This is a genomic window from Helicobacter typhlonius (genome assembly GCF_001460635.1).
GTDB lineage: Bacteria > Campylobacterota > Campylobacteria > Campylobacterales > Helicobacteraceae > Helicobacter_C > Helicobacter_C typhlonius.
In genome coordinates this window covers 1,662,778-1,678,279 of the sequence record NZ_LN907858.1, presented here as the reverse complement: position 1 = coordinate 1,678,279, position 15,502 = coordinate 1,662,778, and the positions used below count along the sequence as shown (strand labels likewise).

Sequence of the window (15,502 nt, the reverse complement as noted above, 5' to 3'; positions counted from 1 at the left end):
ATGAAAAAATATTTTTGGCTTTTAGGTTTATTTATGATAGGCTGTGGAAATGCGCAGAATGTGGATATTTCAGGCACTTGGTATTTGCAAACGCTTAGTAATAATGGCAGACAAATCAATGTGAGTGCGAGTGAAAGCGGTGCGTTTGTGAGTTTTGAAAATGGTAAAGTAAGTGGTAATGCTGGGTGTAATCAATTTTTTGCGAGTTATACATCAAGTGGGAATGCGATACAATTCTCTAAAGCTGGAATGACGCGTATGATGTGCGCTAATGAGAGTATGGCAGTGGAGGATAGCCTCATCAAGGTATTGAACGATGGCACAAGTCAAATGAGCGCAAGTCATAATGAACTTATTTTGCAAAAAGGCGGAGTGCGGGCAGTTTTTAGCCGATAATGCTTAGGATTTTCAAGGCAAGATGTTGTTGCGTGAGGTTTTGAATGAGATTTAAAATCTCGCTACAAAAGCTTAGATTCACACATTGCGTATCAAAATAGAAATATTCTAATTTTTTCTCAAAATTACTATGCACTCCCTATGAGATGTGTAAGGGAATTGGTCGAAAAGCCCAAAGCGGAAGATTCTATGTGTCTTGCATAGAATCTGCATATCACTTAAAAGTGTGGTGGGATTGCACGAAATATAAATAATCGTGCTAAAGTCTCGCAAAAATGTCAAAATCTCCACATCATTCACACCGCTACGAGGTGGGTCGATAAGCACACAATCAAAGCAAAAACTATCCAAATCAATATCTTTTAAACGAAAAAATGCCCTCTCCCTGCGCAGAGCCTGTAAAGTCTCGTGCGCATTAAGCCTAGAGGGATAAATGTTTGAAATATGATTTTGTGCCATATTGACTTGAAGCTGCTTAATAGCCGACTTTACCACTTCGGTGGCAAGGACTTTGTGAAAGTATGCAGCAAGGATAAGCGTGAAATTTCCGCTCCCGCAATACAGCTCCAAAGCATCGTAACGCGTGTGAGGATAGAGGCTTTGCAAAGAGGTTGCGACAAATTCGAGCATTTTAATATTTATAAAGGGATTTGGTTGGCTAAAAGCCCCCTCCTGCTTTAAATACAAAAGATTATGTGTATTGTTGCAGAGGCTTATAGATTCACAAATTGCGCTTTCCCCTAGAATCAAGGCTTGATTTTTACTGCGTCCAATAATGTGTATGGGCGTATTGAGCGCGTTTGTAAGCGCGCTTTGTAGCTCGCGTGCATTTTTTTCCCACACTGCATCTAAATGTTTGTGATAAATCAATGTGATAATGACTTCCTCGCTTGTGCCATTTATGTTGTGTGCATTGATAATCTGCCCTATCTGGGTTGCATTTGAAAAACCACACAGCAAATTACACGCATAAATTTTTGACTTGAGCATTTCTTTTGTATTGATAAATTCACATAAAAGTGGCATAAGATTCTGTAAGATGGGGCGTAAAATTGTGCAGGTATTGATTGGCACTTTATGTGGGGCTTGCGAGGCGTTCATCATAGCAAAGCTTAGGTTGCTGCCCTCATAAAAAAAGCGCATTTCGCTCCGCGCCCTAAAGCCACTCTCTGGTGATAAAAATACTTCAATATTGCCATTGGTGTTGGCAGATTCTAAAAATGGTTCAAATTCTTCTAAGGTGCGCTTATATTTGCCTTGAAGCTGCTCTGTGTAGCTTTGAGTAAAATTATCACAACCCCCGCAGATTCCAAAATAGCGACACTCCATACACAAACTTTAGAATCTAAGCTACTTAAAGCCCTGCACGAGATTGCCAACGAGGAGATTCCACCCGTCTATAAGCACAAAGACAAGCACTTTAAATGGGAGTGAAATCATTACCGGTGGGAGCATCATCATACCCATTGCCATAAGCACGGAGCTAATCACCATATCAATTACTAAAAATGGCAGATATAGCAAGAATCCAATCCAAAACGCGGTTTTAAGCTCACTAATCATAAAAGCGGGTATAAGCACACTCAGTGGCACATCATCTACGCTTTTAGGATTTTCAAGGTGGCGGATTCTAAAGAATAGGGCTAAATCTTTCTCACGCGTGTTTTTAATCATAAAGTCCTTAAAGGGCACGATAGCTCGTTCAAATGCTTCATCATAGGAGATTTGCTTCTCACTATAAGGTTTAATGCCAACCTCATAGCTTTTACTTACCACCGGTTCCATAATAAAAAATGTAAGAATGAGTGCAAGGCTTACGAGAATCTGCGTGGGTGGGGACTGCTGTGTGCCAAGCGCGGTGCGTAAGAAAGCAAAGACAATGATAATGCGCGTGAAGCTTGTCATCACGAGTATGAGCGAGGGCGCAATCACAAGCAATGTGATGATAAGGACAATGTTGAGAGTAGCTACAAGCTCGGTAGGCTCTTGAGGTGCGGTGAGAGATAAATCCACAGAGGGCAAAACAGGGTTACTTGGTGGGAGCTGCGCGGGTGCGATTTGTGATAGCTCGGGAAGCACCGGGGAAGCTGGTGTATCGGCTTGAGCGCACACACACGCAAGGCATACAAAAATCCATAAAAGTCTCTTCACATTCGCTCCACATTCATTATGAGTATTTAAAGAGAGGGATTATAAATTTTTGTGTGTTAAAATTACATAAAATAAGGCAAATTTATTTCTAAGGAAAGATAATGAGTGTATCAGTGGTGATTCTCGCAGCCGGAGCTGGAACGCGTATGAAGTCGCAAACACCAAAAGTGCTTCATAGAATCTGTGGTAAGGAGATGCTTTTTTATAGCATTGATGAGGCGTTGGAGTTAAGTGATGATGTACATATCGTGCTTTTTCACCAAAAGGATTTAATCAAGGATAGGGTGCTTAAACATTATGGAGATTCGCACAAAAATGGTGTATTGCATTTTCATATCCAAGATTGTGAAAATTTTCCCGGCACGGGTGGTGCGCTTATGCAGGGTGCAAATCTTGTAAAGGGCAGAGATTTAGAATCTTCGCGCAAATCTAGCCCAAAGCAGCTTTTTACCTGTAAATACGATGAGATTCTTATCCTTAATGGCGATATGCCCCTTGTGCGCGCTCAAACGCTTAAGAATCTATGTGAGCCAAATGCACCTATTGTAATGAGTATATTGCATTTATCTTGCCCAAATGGCTATGGGCGGGTGCTTATAAAAGAGGGCAAAATGCAAAAAATTATCGAGCAAAAGGACGCAAGTGCGCAGGAATTACTTATACAAGATGTCAATGCTGGTGTGTATAAAATCAAAAAGAACATTTTGCAGGATTACCTTCAACGACTAGAGAACACAAACGCGCAAAAGGAGTTTTACCTCACCGATGTGATTTCTTTTGCCACGCAGGATAATGTGGAGATAAAGGCTTTGCAAGTGAATGAAGAGGAATTTATGGGGGTAAATTCCAAGTCTCAACTCGCCGCCGCGCAAGAGGTAATGCTTCATCGCTTGAGAGAGGCGGCAATGGAGCAGGGTGTGATTATGCACCTGCCACATACGATTTATATAGAATCTGCTGTGCGTTTTTTGGGCGAGTGCATTATCGAACAAGGTGTGCAAATAAGTGGGGAATGCGAGATTAAAGATTCACATATTAAAGCCCATAGCATTATAGAATCAAGCATTATAGAATCAAGTGATGTAGGACCTTTGGCGCATATCCGCCCAAAAAGTCGTATTAAGGATACGCATATTGGTAATTTTGTTGAAACAAAGGCAAGCGTGCTTAATGGTGTGAAAGCCGGGCATTTGAGCTATTTGGGGGATTGTGAAGTAGAATCTGGAAGCAATATTGGCGCAGGATTTATTACTTGCAACTATGATGGCAAGGGCAAACATAAGAGTATTATTGGTAAAAATGTCTTTGTAGGTAGCGATGTGCAGCTTGTCGCGCCTGTGAAAATCGCCTCCAATGTGCTTATTGGTGCGGGAAGCACGATTACAAAAGATGTCAATGAGGGCGATTTGGTGCTTTCACGCGTCCCACAAAAGCACATACCCAATGGATTTTTTAAATTTTTTGGTAAAAAGGATTCTTAAATGAGTAAGATTTTGCTGAATGGCAAGGATTATGAGTTAGTCGCAAATTGCACACTTTTAGCACTCATTGAGCATTTGGGTATAGCGCATAAGGCAATGGCGATAGCAATTAATACGCAGGTGATAAAAAAGCCATTGTGGGAAAGCTATGTATTGCAAAATGGTGATGAGGTTGAGATTTTAGATTTTGTAGGTGGCGGTTGATGCGTTTTTTGGCGGTTGTGTGCGTTTTATGTATAGGGGTTTTTGCCTGCACAGGGGATTGCAAAGCTTGTCATCAAAAGCTTGATTATACAAAAGACAGCCGACATAGCCCTATGGCGGTTTGCAAGACTTGCCACACTGATGAGAAAATGGCGCAAATTGATATGGGTGCGTGTGGCGCGGACTGCTTTGCCTGCCACGATATGAAAAAAATCCAAGCTCCCAAAATAGCCAAAGACCATACTATGCTTAATGCGTGTATGCAATGCCATTTGCAGCTTTCTTCCTCGCCCTTTGATAGTGGCATAAATGTGTTTGAAAAGGGCATAAAAAGCTTTAGCGATAAGCTTTTACTCAAGTGAAAATATCTCATTTATGTGGGTTTGGTGTGCAGGATTGGAAAGTAGCCCCTGCTTATATTTGGCACGATTCTACAACTAATATTTTAGAATCCCACACAAGCATTCATCATTTTGTCATAACCCTGCAAGGCTTTTGTGATAAATGCCTTGTCGTGACTTATGAGTAGCGTTTCAAAATTATTTTCGAAAGCATTTTTGCTCCAATTTGCCGAGCCGATGATAAGCGTATCTCTATCGATAATTGCCATTTTTTGGTGCATAATGCCAAAATGCTTTTTACCCTTTGCGCGCACACCGCTAAGGAGGCACACCGAGATGTTGTTGTATTTGGCAAGGTAGCCGATTGTAGAAGATTTGTTGTTGGCATTACTTTCCTTATCGTAGATGATATGGACTTGCACACCCCTTTTGGCACTATCCCGCAAAATTTTAGCAATGTCATTATGCGTGAAGCTATAAATGCTGATTTTTATCTCACTTTGCGCGTTTTGCAAAGCATTTTTGAGCGCGTTAAGTGCCTTGTCCTGCTCGTAGGGTAGCATATAAAAACTATCTGCTCCAAAGGCACTAAGCCCACAAATCCACACAAAAACGCAAGAGGTAAGCAATTTTGTTAATTTTTGCCTCATTTTATTCCTTTTATAGTATCGATTTGGCTATAATTTTAGGATTCTATTATAAAAAAGCAATAAAGCGCGGGAGTTCCTAATGAAATTTTTGCTGATTAATACTAATCAAATTGTCCAAAAGCTCGTTGAAATCACAGCCAAAAAGGCGGGAGCAAAGATTACAAGCATTACCGAATCAAGCAAAATGGGGGATTTGACACAATATGATTATGTGATTATTGATGATGATTGTTTGTTGTTAGATGAGCAAACTTACATTGATAGCCTTAAAGACAAGCATAAATGTCTTATCTACAATAAGGGAACTAAGCGCATTGAGGGCTTTGACGACTATATACAAAAGCCATTTTTACCAACGAGTATTTTAGATATTTTTACCGAGCAATTAAAGAAAAATGCGCATATCGCAGACGAGGAGAGTGATCTGCTTGCTGGAGAGGATATAAGCCTTGATAATCTTGATGATAGCCTAGACAAGATTGATTCGCTCCTTGCCGAGGAAGATTCACTTGATGAGCCGACAAAGACAGATATAAGCATAGAGGACAAAACAAACGATGATATATTAGGCGATGAGGAATTAGGCGCAGATGTGGCAGAGGATTCTATTACAGATGAAGCCACAGCAGAAGATGATAAATCAAGTGAATCTACTGAAGATGTAGATGTAAGTCTTGATGATTTAGATGTTGGCGTAGATACAGAGAGTGCAGACGATGGTTTAGATGTAGATTTAGAATTCCCAGATGATTTAGGTGGATTGGATGGTGAATCTGCAGAATCTATAGATTCAAGCGGGGATTTAGAATCTTTAGAAGCAGAGAGTGCAGATATATTAGGCGATGAGGAATTAGGCGCAGATGTGGCAGAGGATTCTATTACAGATGAAGCCACAGCAGAAGATGATAAATCAAGTGAATCTACTGAAGATGTAGATGTAAGTCTTGATGCAAGCTTAGATGAAAGCACGCAAGATGAGGCGGATTTAGAATCTGCGGATACCGATGCAGGTTTAGATGTTGAGCTTGATTTTGGCAATTTAGATGAATTATGCAAAAAAGAAGCACAAAAAGCGGAGAAAGCCAATACAGATATAAGCATAGAGGACAAAACAAACGATGATATATTAGGCGATGAGGAATTAGGCGCAGATGTGGCAGAGGATTCTATTACAGATGAAGCCACAGCAGAAGATGATAAATCAAGTGAATCTACTGAAGATGTAGATGTAAGTCTTGATGATTTAGATGTTGGCGTAGATACAGAGAGTGCAGACGATGGTTTAGATGTAGATTTAGAATTCCCAGATGATTTAGGTGGATTGGATGGTGAATCTGCAGAATCTATAGATTCAAGCGGGGATTTAGAATCTTTAGAAGCAGAGAGTGCAGATATATTAGGCGATGAGGAATTAGGCGCAGATGTGGCAGAGGATTCTATTACAGATGAAGCCACAGCAGAAGATGATAAATCAAGTGAATCTACTGAAGATGTAGATGTAAGTCTTGATGCAAGCTTAGATGAAAGCACGCAAGATGAGGCGGATTTATCTGGAGAGGATTTGTTTGATGATGAAGAAAAGCTCTCGCTAGAAGATGATGTGAGTAAATCCGTGTTTGATGAAGAGCAAGTGAGTGAGGTAAGCCAAGCGCTTAATGCTCTTGAGGAGCCGAGTATGGGTGGCGGCGATGATGACTTTAGCGCACTCAAAGAGCCTGAAATAGCCCAAGCCTTAGGCGAGGATATACCGGATTTGGGCGAAGATACGCAAGAAATGGACGATGTCCTAGAAAACTCACAAGGCGCGGAAGATTCTATGGATTTAGATTCTGTAGAATCTGCACATATAGAATCTATCTCACAAGATTCACAAGAAACCAGCACTTCCCAAGAATTTGTGAAAAATATTATCGCAAGTTCCGTTCAAAGCAGTATTGCGAATTTGCGTAATGATAATTTGAAATCTATGCTTGATGGGCTTGAGGTAACAATTAATATTAGCTTTAAGGATAAGAGCAAATGAGTAAGGGTGCGGTGCTGATTATCTCGGGTCCTAGCGGTTGTGGTAAAAGCACACTTACAAAGGCTTTAAAAGAATCTGTCCCTGATGTTTATTTTTCTATTTCCACCACCACGCGTAAAAAGCGTGAGGGCGAGATTGAGGGAGTGCATTATCACTTCGTGGATAGGGAGCAGTTCTTGCAAGATATTAAACAAAATGTTTTTTTGGAATGGGCAGAGGTGCATACAAATTTTTATGGCACTTCGCTTAAACCGGTAGAGAAAGCACTAAGCGAGGATAAAATCGTGCTTTTTGATGTTGATGTGCAAGGACATCAAAGCATTAAAGCGCATTTTGGCGATTTTGCAAAGTCTATTTTTATCACCACAAAGACAAAGGAGATTCTAAAAGATAGGCTTGTCGCGCGGGGAAGCGATGATATGCAGATGATTGAATACCGCCTTGAAAAGGCATATAGCGAAATGCAACATTTGCAATATTTTGATTATGTGCTCATTAATGATGATATTGAGAGCGCAAAAGAGGCGATTATCGCTATTGCGCGTTCGCTTAAATACCAGCAAATCGAGCGATTTAGCGAGATAATCCGTAAATGGCAGAGCTAAATCTTATATTTAACTTTGACTTTGGTATAATGTCGCTATTTTTCACAAAGGAGATTCTATGACACCACCCAGCATTACGCAATTAGTCATTATTTTACTCATTGTTGTGCTTCTTTTTGGCGCAAAAAAAATCCCAGAACTTGCTAAAGGCTTAGGCAGCGGAATAAAAAATTTCAAAAAAGCGGTCAAAGATGATGATGAAGAGAGCGCACAAAACGCACAAACCGAGCAAAATCCTACGCAGATTAAACAAACACAAACTGAGCAAAATACCGCAAAAGATACTACCAAGCAAGAGGCTTAATGTATAGCCATATTAAAGCCCTGCTTGCAGGGGTGTGTGATGTAGGATCAAGTGAGGCACAAGTAAATGATAAAAAGAGTAATGAATTGAGCTTTTCTATTGTGCTAGAGAAGCCAAAGAATAAGGATTTAGGACATCTTGCCACGCCACTTGCCTTTAGTCTTGCTAAGATAAAAAGAACAAATCCTATGCTAATTGCTAAAGAATTAGCGCAAAGTCTTGCTACTTGCGCAGCGTTTGATAGGGTGGAAGCACAAAATGGTTTTGTGAATCTTAGTCTATCTAGTGCATTTTTGCACGAACAAGCCCAATTATATATGAAAAATACATTAGATTCTCATCAAGTTACAAATATATCACAAAGAGCAAAAAAACAAAGTATTTTACTTGAGTTTGTGAGTGCAAATCCCACGGGTCCGCTTCACATAGGACACGCACGAGGCGCAGTTTATGGCGATGCACTTGCTCGTGTGGGGAGATTCTTGGGCTATGAGATTTACACAGAATACTACATAAACGATGCGGGTGCGCAGATTCAAATGCTTGGGTTATCTATTTTACTCGCCGGGCGCGAACATATCCTTAAAGAGCAGGTTATCTATCCGGAGAGCTACTATAAAGGCGAGTATATTATTGATTTGGCAAAGGAATGCGAAAAGCACTTTGGGCGTGAGATTTTTATATCGTGTGCAAATAGCAAAGATTCAGAATCTGCAGACGATACAGATGTCATCGCGCGTCTTGCAGAGTATGGTAAAAATGCAATGCTTGATGAGATTAAAGCAAATCTTGCGCAAGTTGGTATAACTTTTGATAATTTTGTGAGCGAAAAGGCTCTATATACGCGCTGGAGCAAGACTTTAGAATCTCTCAAAGCCCATAATGGCATATATGAAAATGAGGGCAAGATATGGATTGCCTCCACGCAACAAGGAGATGAGAAAGACCGCGTGATTGTGCGCGAAAATGGTGAGCCAACCTATCTTGCTGGTGATATTATCTATCACGCGGATAAGTTTAGCAGAGGGTTTAAGCACTATATCAATATTTGGGGTGCAGACCATCACGGGTATATTCCGCGCGTGAAGGCGGCGATTCACTTTTTAGGCTATGATGAAACTGCCCTTGAGGTGCTATTATCCCAAATGGTAAGTCTTCTTAAAGGCGGTGAGCCATACAAGATGAGTAAGCGCGCGGGAAATTTTATCCTTATGAAAGATGTGGTTGATGATATTGGCGCGGACGCGTTGCGTTTTATATTTTTGACCAAAAGGGCGGATACTCATCTTGAATTTGATGTCGATGCGCTAAAAAAACAAGATTCGAGCAATCCAATTTATTATATCAATTACGCAAATGCTAGAATCCATACGATTTTTGACAAAGCTGGTGTGTCAATGCAGGATTTGCATATCACGCAGGATAAACTCGAGCTAAATGATGACGCAAAGACACTTTTATTTGAATCTTTATGTCTTCCAAATATTGCAGAGATAAGCTTTCGCGATAGAGAGATTCAAAAAATATGTGAGTATTTAAAGAATCTTGCCGCGAGTTTGCACGGATTCTATAATGCGCATAAGATTTTGCAGACCGAGCAGCAAGATAGTTATCTTTATGTGTTGAAAGTGGTGAGCCACAGCCTCACGCTTGGGCTATTGCTCCTTGGTATCAAAGCACAGACAAGAATGTAATGCCCCCACATATACTCTCTGCTCTCAAAGACGCTTTTCCACACACAATTCCCATTATACTCGGCTATGTTTTTATGGGCGGTGCATTTGGGATTTTGCTTGCTAAGTCCGGCTATGGCGCACTATGGGCGGCAGTAATGGCAATAGTAATTTATGGAGGCACAACGCAATTTATCGCTGTGGGGCTTATGGCGAGTGGGGCTGGGCTATGGGAGAGCTTCCTACTTGTCTCTATGATAAATGCACGACAAATTTTCTATGGTATTAGTATGCTTGAGCGATTTAAGCATATGGGCAAAAAATCCTATTATATGATTTACTCGCTGACTGATGAGACCTTAGCCTTGCTTAATCTCAAAAGTCCAAAGGAGGGTGTGGATAAGCAGTGGTTTGATTTTTTTATCTCATTTTTAAATCAAAGCTATTGGATTGTGGGCTGCACTCTTGGCGCACTGCTAGGAGGAAAACTTCAGTTTGAGCCACAGGGGCTAGATTTTGTGATGAGTGCTATTTTTATTGTAATTTTTATCGAGCAGTGGCGCAACAAATCTATGCGCACATCGGCACTGCTTGGCATTATCATAAGCCTCATAAGTCTTTATATTTTTGGTGCAGAGCAGTTTTTGCTCCCCGCGCTACTTGGTATTTGCATAGCCCTGAGCTTTAAAAGGAGAAGTTTTGAAACTCAATAATTTATGCCTTATTGTATTGAAAGCCCATATTTCAAGTATATTTTGCCGTTTGAGGAGTTTTTTTGAATCCTGATTTCTTGCACTCAATCGCCATTGTCGCGCTTATTAGCTTCAACACTTTGCTTAGCAGATTCTTGCCTTTTATGCTGTTTGCGAAATCCACCCCGCCTTTTATCATATTTTTGGGCAAAGTTTTACCAAGTGCCATAATTGCTATGTTGATTGTATATTGCCTCAAGGGCGTGGATTTAGCCAATGCACCTTATGGGTTAAATGAGCTTATAGCGGTGGCTGTGGTGGTGTCAATACATTTGTGCTTTAAAATTGCCGTGCTTAGTGTGATTTGTGGGACTATTTGTTATATGTTTCTCGTGCAGAGCAATATTGTGGGGTCGTGGTTGTAGGTAATTATAAAAAGTCTGAATGTTATTGCTGTTTTTTATAATCTTAGCGGACTTTTTAGAATCCGCCACATTTAAAACTAATCAAACAAACTAAGCCAACGCAGTTTTGATAGATTCTATCCATTTGCTTATACGCTCATCGGTGAGTTCTTGTTGATTGCTTTCATCGATGACTAAGCCCACAAATTTACCATTTACCACTGCTTGGCTATCATCAAAGGTATAGCCATCGGTGGCTGTTTGCCCGATGATTTTGCCTTGTTTTGAGGCTTTGTGATAAATCTGTGCTACGCCATTACAAAATGTATCGCCATAGATTTCTTGGTCCCCCACGCCCACGAGTGCGATTGTCTTTCCTGCAAATGCGCCTTCATTTATGTTTGATAAGAAACTATCCCAATCATCTTGTAAATCACCAGAACCATAAGTGGGGGTGGCAAGAATGAGATTGCTAAAAGATTCTAAATCACTTGTTTTGCTTGAAGCTACATCAAAAACCTGTGCGTTGCCAATTTGGTTTGCTATTTTTTGTGCGATTTCCTGTGTTGTGCCACCATCGCTACCATAAAATATACCTATTTTTTGCATATCGTATCCTTTTGATTTTAAGATAAGTTGCGATTGTATTAAAATAAGAATTATTTTTATCTTAAAAATCATATCAAGTGCGATATATTGTGAAAAATATCAACACTCTTTGAATAGCTTATACTTCATCTCCGCTATTTGCCAATCTTCTAGCGTATCAATGTCTTGCGCCGCATTAGCAGGGATAATCTCCACACAAGAATGCGGAGCAAAAATTGGCAGTTGCGCCCTCCACGCGCCCGCGTGTCCCCAATAAAATTGCCCAGCATCGTGATAGAGCGGGTCTAAATCCTGTGAGCGTGTGAGATAATGTGCGGGAAAAATCATTTCTAATGCGTTATTTTTGATATAAAAACTGCGGTGAGGATTGTATTCATAGCTTACTGCGCAAAAACTAAAGCATTTTGTAGAATCTGCAAGTAAAGATTCTAAAGCATTTTGGATTGTTTGTGCGCGTAAAAGTGGAGCGGTGGGGTAAATCACGCATAGCAAATCGCGCTCACTTAGGCAAAGCATATCTACCGCGTGGGCGGCGACTGCGGCGGTGGGCGTGAAATCATCGCTTAGGTGTTTTGGGCGCATAAATGGCACATTCGCGCCAAAGCTTTGAGCGATAGTGGCGATTTCTTTGGAATCTGTGCTAACTATGACTTCATCAAAAAGCTTGGATTGCAAGGCGGTGCAAATAGGATAGGCGATGATAGGTTTCCCGCAAAATGGCTTGATATTTTTGTGTGGGATTCGTTTGCTTCCGCCACGCGCTGGGATAAGGGCGATTTTTTTCATCTCTTTTTACCTTTTTGTGATTCCTTGGAGGATTTGATAAATCCTCCAAATCTTAAGATTCATACATTCTATGAATCTTAAGAAGTTTAGAAAGGATACAAGGATTCTATGCCATCACTCACAGGCTTTTTGCGATTTGTATCACTGATTGGTCCTAATGATGTGTAGGCGATTTTTGCATTGGCGATGTGTTTGCTCTGCACGACATTGTCCTTATTAATATCAAACGAGCGCACCACGCCGCTAAGCTCTAGAATCTGCTTCTCGCCATCGACAAGCACCTCACGTCGCCCGTGTATAAAGTAAGTATTGTTATCAAGCACCTTGATAATACGCGCTGTGAGCGTGGCATTGAGGGCTTCATTACGCGTTTGTGTCCCACCACCCTGAAAATTTGAGGTATTGTTTGCTTTTGTAAGATTGTAGGCGGCTTGGTCATTTAGCTCTTGTATTAATTGCTTATGCTCCTCGTCATTGCCTGTGTATTCGATTGATGGAGGTGTTACATTTCCTCCACTTGCTCCGTTGTAGTTTTTATTTGTTGTAAAATTCGCATTTGCTGTTTCGGCTATAACCACCGTGATAAGGTCATCTGGTTTCATCGCACGTCTATCGGAGAAGAGTGGTCTGTCCCCACTACCAAAGAGACTTCCCGCACGTGGTAATTCTGGTATATCATTATCCGCAGATTCTCTTTCTTCTACCCATTCTGGCGCATTAAAATCAATATTTGCCTCAAAGCCAAAGCCTTGATGAGAGAATACTATGGAGAGTATGAATGCTCCAAGCACATATATGCCCTTTTCACGCATTGAAAGTCCTTTATGTGAATCTTTAAGGAGTGTTAAAGCAAAGGGTATTCCATAAGTTTTTATTTACGACACAAGCTCTATATAGCAACAACAAATGTGTGCGGAGTAGCACTTGCGGGGCTGTTGGTATAAAAATAATTAACTTAGGCTACAATATCACTTTGCTTCTTAGCATAGGAGGTATGAATGCAGCAAAACATCTCACGCGGTATTCTTGCTATGCTTTTATCCTCATTCTTGTTTGCACTAATGAGTGCGGAGGCGAAATTTTTAAGCCTCTCCTTGCCTCCTATGGAGGTGGCATTTTTTCGCGCCTTTGCTATGGTAGTTTTTCTCCTGCCAATATTTTTTAGCCAACCCTTTAAAAGCCCAAATCATAAAAAAGGTGGTTTTATCTTTCTATTCTCTCGTGCTTTTGCTGGGGGATTAAGCTTTGTCGTGCTTTTTTATAATATCGCTACAATTTCCCTTGGCACAGCAACCGCTTTTAGCCAAAGCGTGCCTTTGTATATTGTGCTACTTTCATTCCTTTTTCTTAAAGAAAAATATAGCCTTGGTGTAGTGTGTTCTACAATCATAGGATTTGTTGGGATTTTACTTATCTGCGACCCGCATTTGGAGGGCTTAGATGCGATTAATATCATCTTTGGTATCATCAATGGGCTTTCTATGGCGATAGCATTTTTGAATCTACGCGCCTTAAAGGATTATTTCAATTCTTGGGTGGCTATATTTTCCACAGGCGTGGCAATGAGTGCTATTGCTTTAATTGTGAGTTTTTTAGGTATTCCACATTTTAGTGAATCTTGGCTTATCCCGCAAGGTTGGCAATGGCTACATATCTTTCTGTTAGGGCTTTTTGGCACTTTAGGACAGCATTTTCTCACATATGCGTATATGCAAGCCCCCGCTGGGATAGTCTCGCCTATTGATTATTCGCGCTTGGTGTTTAGCGTAGCCCTTGGTGTTATGCTAGGCGATAGTATGCCACATTTGGTTACAAGCCTTGGCATAGTGCTTATTATCCTCTCTGGCATTGGCGTGGGGCTACCTATATTTATTGCCGATATGAGAGCATACAAAAGCACTTCAAGTTCTCTTAACACAAAGGAGGATAGAATCAAAAAATCTCAAAACAACAAGGATAAAGATGACAAATATCTATGACAAAGCAAAGATTGCCCAAAAACGTTTAGAACATATTGTTATGCCCTCCACACTAGGTTATGCACCGGTGCTTTCTCGTATTGCTGGGGCAGAGATTTATCTCAAAAAAGAGAATCTTCAGCTCACAGGGGCGTTTAAGATTCGTGGTGCATTTAATAAAATCGCCTCTTTGGTGGAGAATTCCACACAGATAAATGGCGTTATCGCAGCGAGTGCTGGGAATCACGCGCAGGGTGTAGCCTATGCAGCAAAGCATTTTAATCTAAGGGCTGTGATTGTGATGCCCGAAGCCACACCCTTGCTTAAGGTAAGCGCGACAAAGGATTTAGGGGCTGAAGTGGTGCTAAGCGGGGATAATTATGATGAGGCATATGCTAAAGCCTTAGAAATTGCAAAAGCACAGAATCTCGTATTTATTCACCCCTTTGCCGATGATGAGGTAATTGCTGGGCAGGGTAGTGTCGCGCTGGAAATGATACAAGAGCGCAAGGATATAGATGTTGTGGTCGTTCCTATTGGGGGCGGGGGATTGATTGGCGGGATTGGGAGCGTATATAAGCAGCTCTGCTCAAATGTGCGTGTTATTGGCGTGGTGGCGAGTGGGGCTGATGCGATGAAAAAGTCATTCGAACAAAATACGATTGTAAAGGCAGATTCTGTGCGCACTATTGCTGATGGAATCGCTGTACGTGATGTCAATGAGCATAATTTTGCACTTTTAAAGCAATGTGTTGATGAGATTGTGAGTGTCGATGATGAGGAGATTGCCAATGCTATTTTATTTTTGCTTGAAAAGCAAAAGCTTGTTGTCGAGGGTGCGGGGGCAGCGAGTGTGGCGAGTGTGTTGCATAAGAAATTTAAAATTGGCGCAAATGAGAAAATCGCCCTTGTGCTAAGCGGCGGGAATATCGACATTACTATGCTTAGTGTGATTATTGAAAAGGGCTTGTTGAAATCAAATCGCAAGATGAAACTTAAAGTGGTGCTTGTTGATAAGCCCGGTAGTTTGCAAGGGCTTACAAATATCCTTACCTCTGTGGGTGCAAATATTGTGCAGGTGGAGTATGATAGGACTTCTGTAATGCTTAAATATGGAGATGCACTTATCACTCTCGCACTTGAGACAAAAGGTGAGGAGCATAAAGCCCTCATACGCGAGAAGCTTAAAGCCAATCATTATGCCTTTAGTGAGATTAGCTAAACA

At 40.9% G+C, this 15,502-nt stretch carries 18 protein-coding genes; 12 read left to right on the top strand and 6 right to left on the bottom strand.

The genetic code is table 11. The annotated features are described in order from the left end of the window. Nucleotides 1-396: an META domain-containing protein gene (locus BN2458_RS08355; protein ID WP_034327625.1), complete on the top strand. Its 396-nt coding sequence runs from the start codon at nt 1-3 to the stop codon at nt 394-396. Between the two features lie 108 nt (nt 397-504). Here the strand turns inward: BN2458_RS08355 and BN2458_RS08350 are convergent, their stop codons facing one another. Further along, nucleotides 505-1,725, bottom strand: a complete 1,221-nt coding sequence (locus BN2458_RS08350; RefSeq protein ID WP_034343781.1) for a tRNA (uridine(54)-C5)-methyltransferase TrmA — start codon at nt 1,723-1,725, stop codon at nt 505-507. Between the two features lie 21 nt (nt 1,726-1,746). Continuing rightward, on the bottom strand, nt 1,747-2,454 hold the full coding sequence (gene fliP / locus BN2458_RS08345) for a flagellar type III secretion system pore protein FliP (RefSeq protein ID WP_034327641.1): 708 nt from the start codon (nt 2,452-2,454) through the stop codon (nt 1,747-1,749). A gap of 194 nt (nt 2,455-2,648) precedes the next feature. Between fliP and glmU the strand changes: the two genes are divergently transcribed. Genes glmU through BN2458_RS08330 form a run of 3 tightly spaced genes read left to right on the top strand, consistent with a single transcriptional unit; the run spans nt 2,649 to nt 4,594 of the window. Then, nucleotides 2,649-4,028, top strand: a complete 1,380-nt coding sequence (glmU, locus tag BN2458_RS08340; RefSeq protein WP_034327628.1) for a bifunctional UDP-N-acetylglucosamine diphosphorylase/glucosamine-1-phosphate N-acetyltransferase GlmU — start codon at nt 2,649-2,651, stop codon at nt 4,026-4,028. Next, nucleotides 4,029-4,232: a sulfur carrier protein ThiS gene (gene thiS, locus BN2458_RS08335; protein WP_034327629.1), complete on the top strand. Its 204-nt coding sequence runs from the start codon at nt 4,029-4,031 to the stop codon at nt 4,230-4,232. Then, complete coding sequence (locus tag BN2458_RS08330; protein WP_034327631.1) at nt 4,232-4,594, top strand: hypothetical protein; 363 nt, start codon at nt 4,232-4,234, stop codon at nt 4,592-4,594. Before thiS ends, BN2458_RS08330 begins: the two co-directional genes overlap by 1 nt. Before the next feature lie 83 nt (nt 4,595-4,677). Here the strand turns inward: BN2458_RS08330 and BN2458_RS08325 are convergent, their stop codons facing one another. After that, a complete protein-coding gene (locus tag BN2458_RS08325; RefSeq protein ID WP_034343782.1) occupies nt 4,678-5,223 on the bottom strand; it encodes a phospholipase D-like domain-containing protein in 546 nt (181 codons plus the stop codon). Between the two features lie 79 nt (nt 5,224-5,302). On the opposite strand from BN2458_RS08325, the gene BN2458_RS08320 reads away from it, so the two are divergent. The 6 genes from BN2458_RS08320 (at nt 5,303) to BN2458_RS08295 (ending at nt 10,945) form a co-directional block, all read left to right on the top strand. Beyond that, nucleotides 5,303-7,246 carry a midas domain-containing protein gene (locus tag BN2458_RS08320; protein ID WP_058122091.1) on the top strand — a complete coding sequence of 648 codons (1,944 nt, stop codon included), beginning with the start codon at nt 5,303-5,305 and terminating at the stop codon, nt 7,244-7,246. Beyond that, nucleotides 7,243-7,851: a guanylate kinase gene (gmk, locus tag BN2458_RS08315; RefSeq protein ID WP_034327808.1), complete on the top strand. Its 609-nt coding sequence runs from the start codon at nt 7,243-7,245 to the stop codon at nt 7,849-7,851. Before BN2458_RS08320 ends, gmk begins: the two co-directional genes overlap by 4 nt. 58 nt (nt 7,852-7,909) lie before the next feature. Continuing rightward, nucleotides 7,910-8,155: a twin-arginine translocase TatA/TatE family subunit gene (locus tag BN2458_RS08310; protein ID WP_034327809.1), complete on the top strand. Its 246-nt coding sequence runs from the start codon at nt 7,910-7,912 to the stop codon at nt 8,153-8,155. Beyond that, nucleotides 8,155-9,849 carry an arginine--tRNA ligase gene (gene argS / locus BN2458_RS08305; RefSeq protein WP_034343786.1) on the top strand — a complete coding sequence of 565 codons (1,695 nt, stop codon included), beginning with the start codon at nt 8,155-8,157 and terminating at the stop codon, nt 9,847-9,849. The genes BN2458_RS08310 and argS overlap by 1 nt, the downstream gene beginning before the upstream one ends. Further along, nucleotides 9,849-10,541: an AzlC family ABC transporter permease gene (locus tag BN2458_RS08300; protein ID WP_034327815.1), complete on the top strand. Its 693-nt coding sequence runs from the start codon at nt 9,849-9,851 to the stop codon at nt 10,539-10,541. The genes argS and BN2458_RS08300 overlap by 1 nt, the downstream gene beginning before the upstream one ends. A gap of 62 nt (nt 10,542-10,603) precedes the next feature. Continuing rightward, entirely contained in the window at nt 10,604-10,945 is a 342-nt protein-coding gene (locus tag BN2458_RS08295; RefSeq protein ID WP_034327848.1) for a branched-chain amino acid transporter permease, read from the top strand. Between the two features lie 90 nt (nt 10,946-11,035). Here BN2458_RS08295 and BN2458_RS08290 read toward each other — a convergent pair whose 3' ends face one another. The 3 genes from BN2458_RS08290 to flgH form a co-directional block, all read right to left on the bottom strand. Further along, the gene (locus BN2458_RS08290; protein ID WP_034327818.1) at nt 11,036-11,533 is read right to left on the bottom strand and encodes a flavodoxin; all 498 of its coding nucleotides are present in this window, start codon (nt 11,531-11,533) and stop codon (nt 11,036-11,038) included. 99 nt (nt 11,534-11,632) lie between these two features. Next, a complete protein-coding gene (gene pseF / locus BN2458_RS08285) occupies nt 11,633-12,319 on the bottom strand; it encodes a pseudaminic acid cytidylyltransferase (protein WP_034327820.1) in 687 nt (228 codons plus the stop codon). A gap of 86 nt (nt 12,320-12,405) precedes the next feature. After that, nucleotides 12,406-13,131 carry a flagellar basal body L-ring protein FlgH gene (flgH, locus tag BN2458_RS08280; RefSeq protein ID WP_034327822.1) on the bottom strand — a complete coding sequence of 242 codons (726 nt, stop codon included), beginning with the start codon at nt 13,129-13,131 and terminating at the stop codon, nt 12,406-12,408. Between the two features lie 186 nt (nt 13,132-13,317). On the opposite strand from flgH, the gene BN2458_RS08275 reads away from it, so the two are divergent. Next, nucleotides 13,318-14,298, top strand: coding sequence for a DMT family transporter (locus tag BN2458_RS08275; protein ID WP_034327825.1), 981 nt, complete (start codon nt 13,318-13,320; stop codon nt 14,296-14,298). Beyond that, nucleotides 14,282-15,499 (top strand): threonine ammonia-lyase, encoded by a 1,218-nt coding sequence (gene ilvA / locus BN2458_RS08270; RefSeq protein WP_034327827.1) that lies wholly within the window; start codon nt 14,282-14,284, stop codon nt 15,497-15,499. Before BN2458_RS08275 ends, ilvA begins: the two co-directional genes overlap by 17 nt. Nucleotides 15,500-15,502 lie beyond the last annotated feature (3 nt).

Excerpts from the sequence above, each read along its gene's own strand:
- BN2458_RS08355 (WP_034327625.1), top strand. The coding sequence starts at position 1 with ATGAAAAAATATTTTTGGCTTTTAGGTTTATTTATGATAGGCTGTGGA.
- BN2458_RS08350 (WP_034343781.1), bottom strand. The coding sequence starts at position 1,725 with ATGGAGTGTCGCTATTTTGGAATCTGCGGGGGTTGTGATAATTTTACT.
- glmU (WP_034327628.1), top strand. The coding sequence starts at position 2,649 with ATGAGTGTATCAGTGGTGATTCTCGCAGCCGGAGCTGGAACGCGTATG.
- thiS (WP_034327629.1), top strand. The coding sequence starts at position 4,029 with ATGAGTAAGATTTTGCTGAATGGCAAGGATTATGAGTTAGTCGCAAAT.
- BN2458_RS08330 (WP_034327631.1), top strand. The coding sequence starts at position 4,232 with ATGCGTTTTTTGGCGGTTGTGTGCGTTTTATGTATAGGGGTTTTTGCC.
- BN2458_RS08325 (WP_034343782.1), bottom strand. The coding sequence starts at position 5,223 with ATGAGGCAAAAATTAACAAAATTGCTTACCTCTTGCGTTTTTGTGTGG.
- BN2458_RS08320 (WP_058122091.1), top strand. The coding sequence starts at position 5,303 with ATGAAATTTTTGCTGATTAATACTAATCAAATTGTCCAAAAGCTCGTT.
- gmk (WP_034327808.1), top strand. The coding sequence starts at position 7,243 with ATGAGTAAGGGTGCGGTGCTGATTATCTCGGGTCCTAGCGGTTGTGGT.
- BN2458_RS08310 (WP_034327809.1), top strand. The coding sequence starts at position 7,910 with ATGACACCACCCAGCATTACGCAATTAGTCATTATTTTACTCATTGTT.
- argS (WP_034343786.1), top strand. The coding sequence starts at position 8,155 with ATGTATAGCCATATTAAAGCCCTGCTTGCAGGGGTGTGTGATGTAGGA.
- BN2458_RS08300 (WP_034327815.1), top strand. The coding sequence starts at position 9,849 with ATGCCCCCACATATACTCTCTGCTCTCAAAGACGCTTTTCCACACACA.
- BN2458_RS08290 (WP_034327818.1), bottom strand. The coding sequence starts at position 11,533 with ATGCAAAAAATAGGTATATTTTATGGTAGCGATGGTGGCACAACACAG.
- pseF (WP_034327820.1), bottom strand. The coding sequence starts at position 12,319 with ATGAAAAAAATCGCCCTTATCCCAGCGCGTGGCGGAAGCAAACGAATC.
- flgH (WP_034327822.1), bottom strand. The coding sequence starts at position 13,131 with ATGCGTGAAAAGGGCATATATGTGCTTGGAGCATTCATACTCTCCATA.
- BN2458_RS08275 (WP_034327825.1), top strand. The coding sequence starts at position 13,318 with ATGCAGCAAAACATCTCACGCGGTATTCTTGCTATGCTTTTATCCTCA.
- ilvA (WP_034327827.1), top strand. The coding sequence starts at position 14,282 with ATGACAAATATCTATGACAAAGCAAAGATTGCCCAAAAACGTTTAGAA.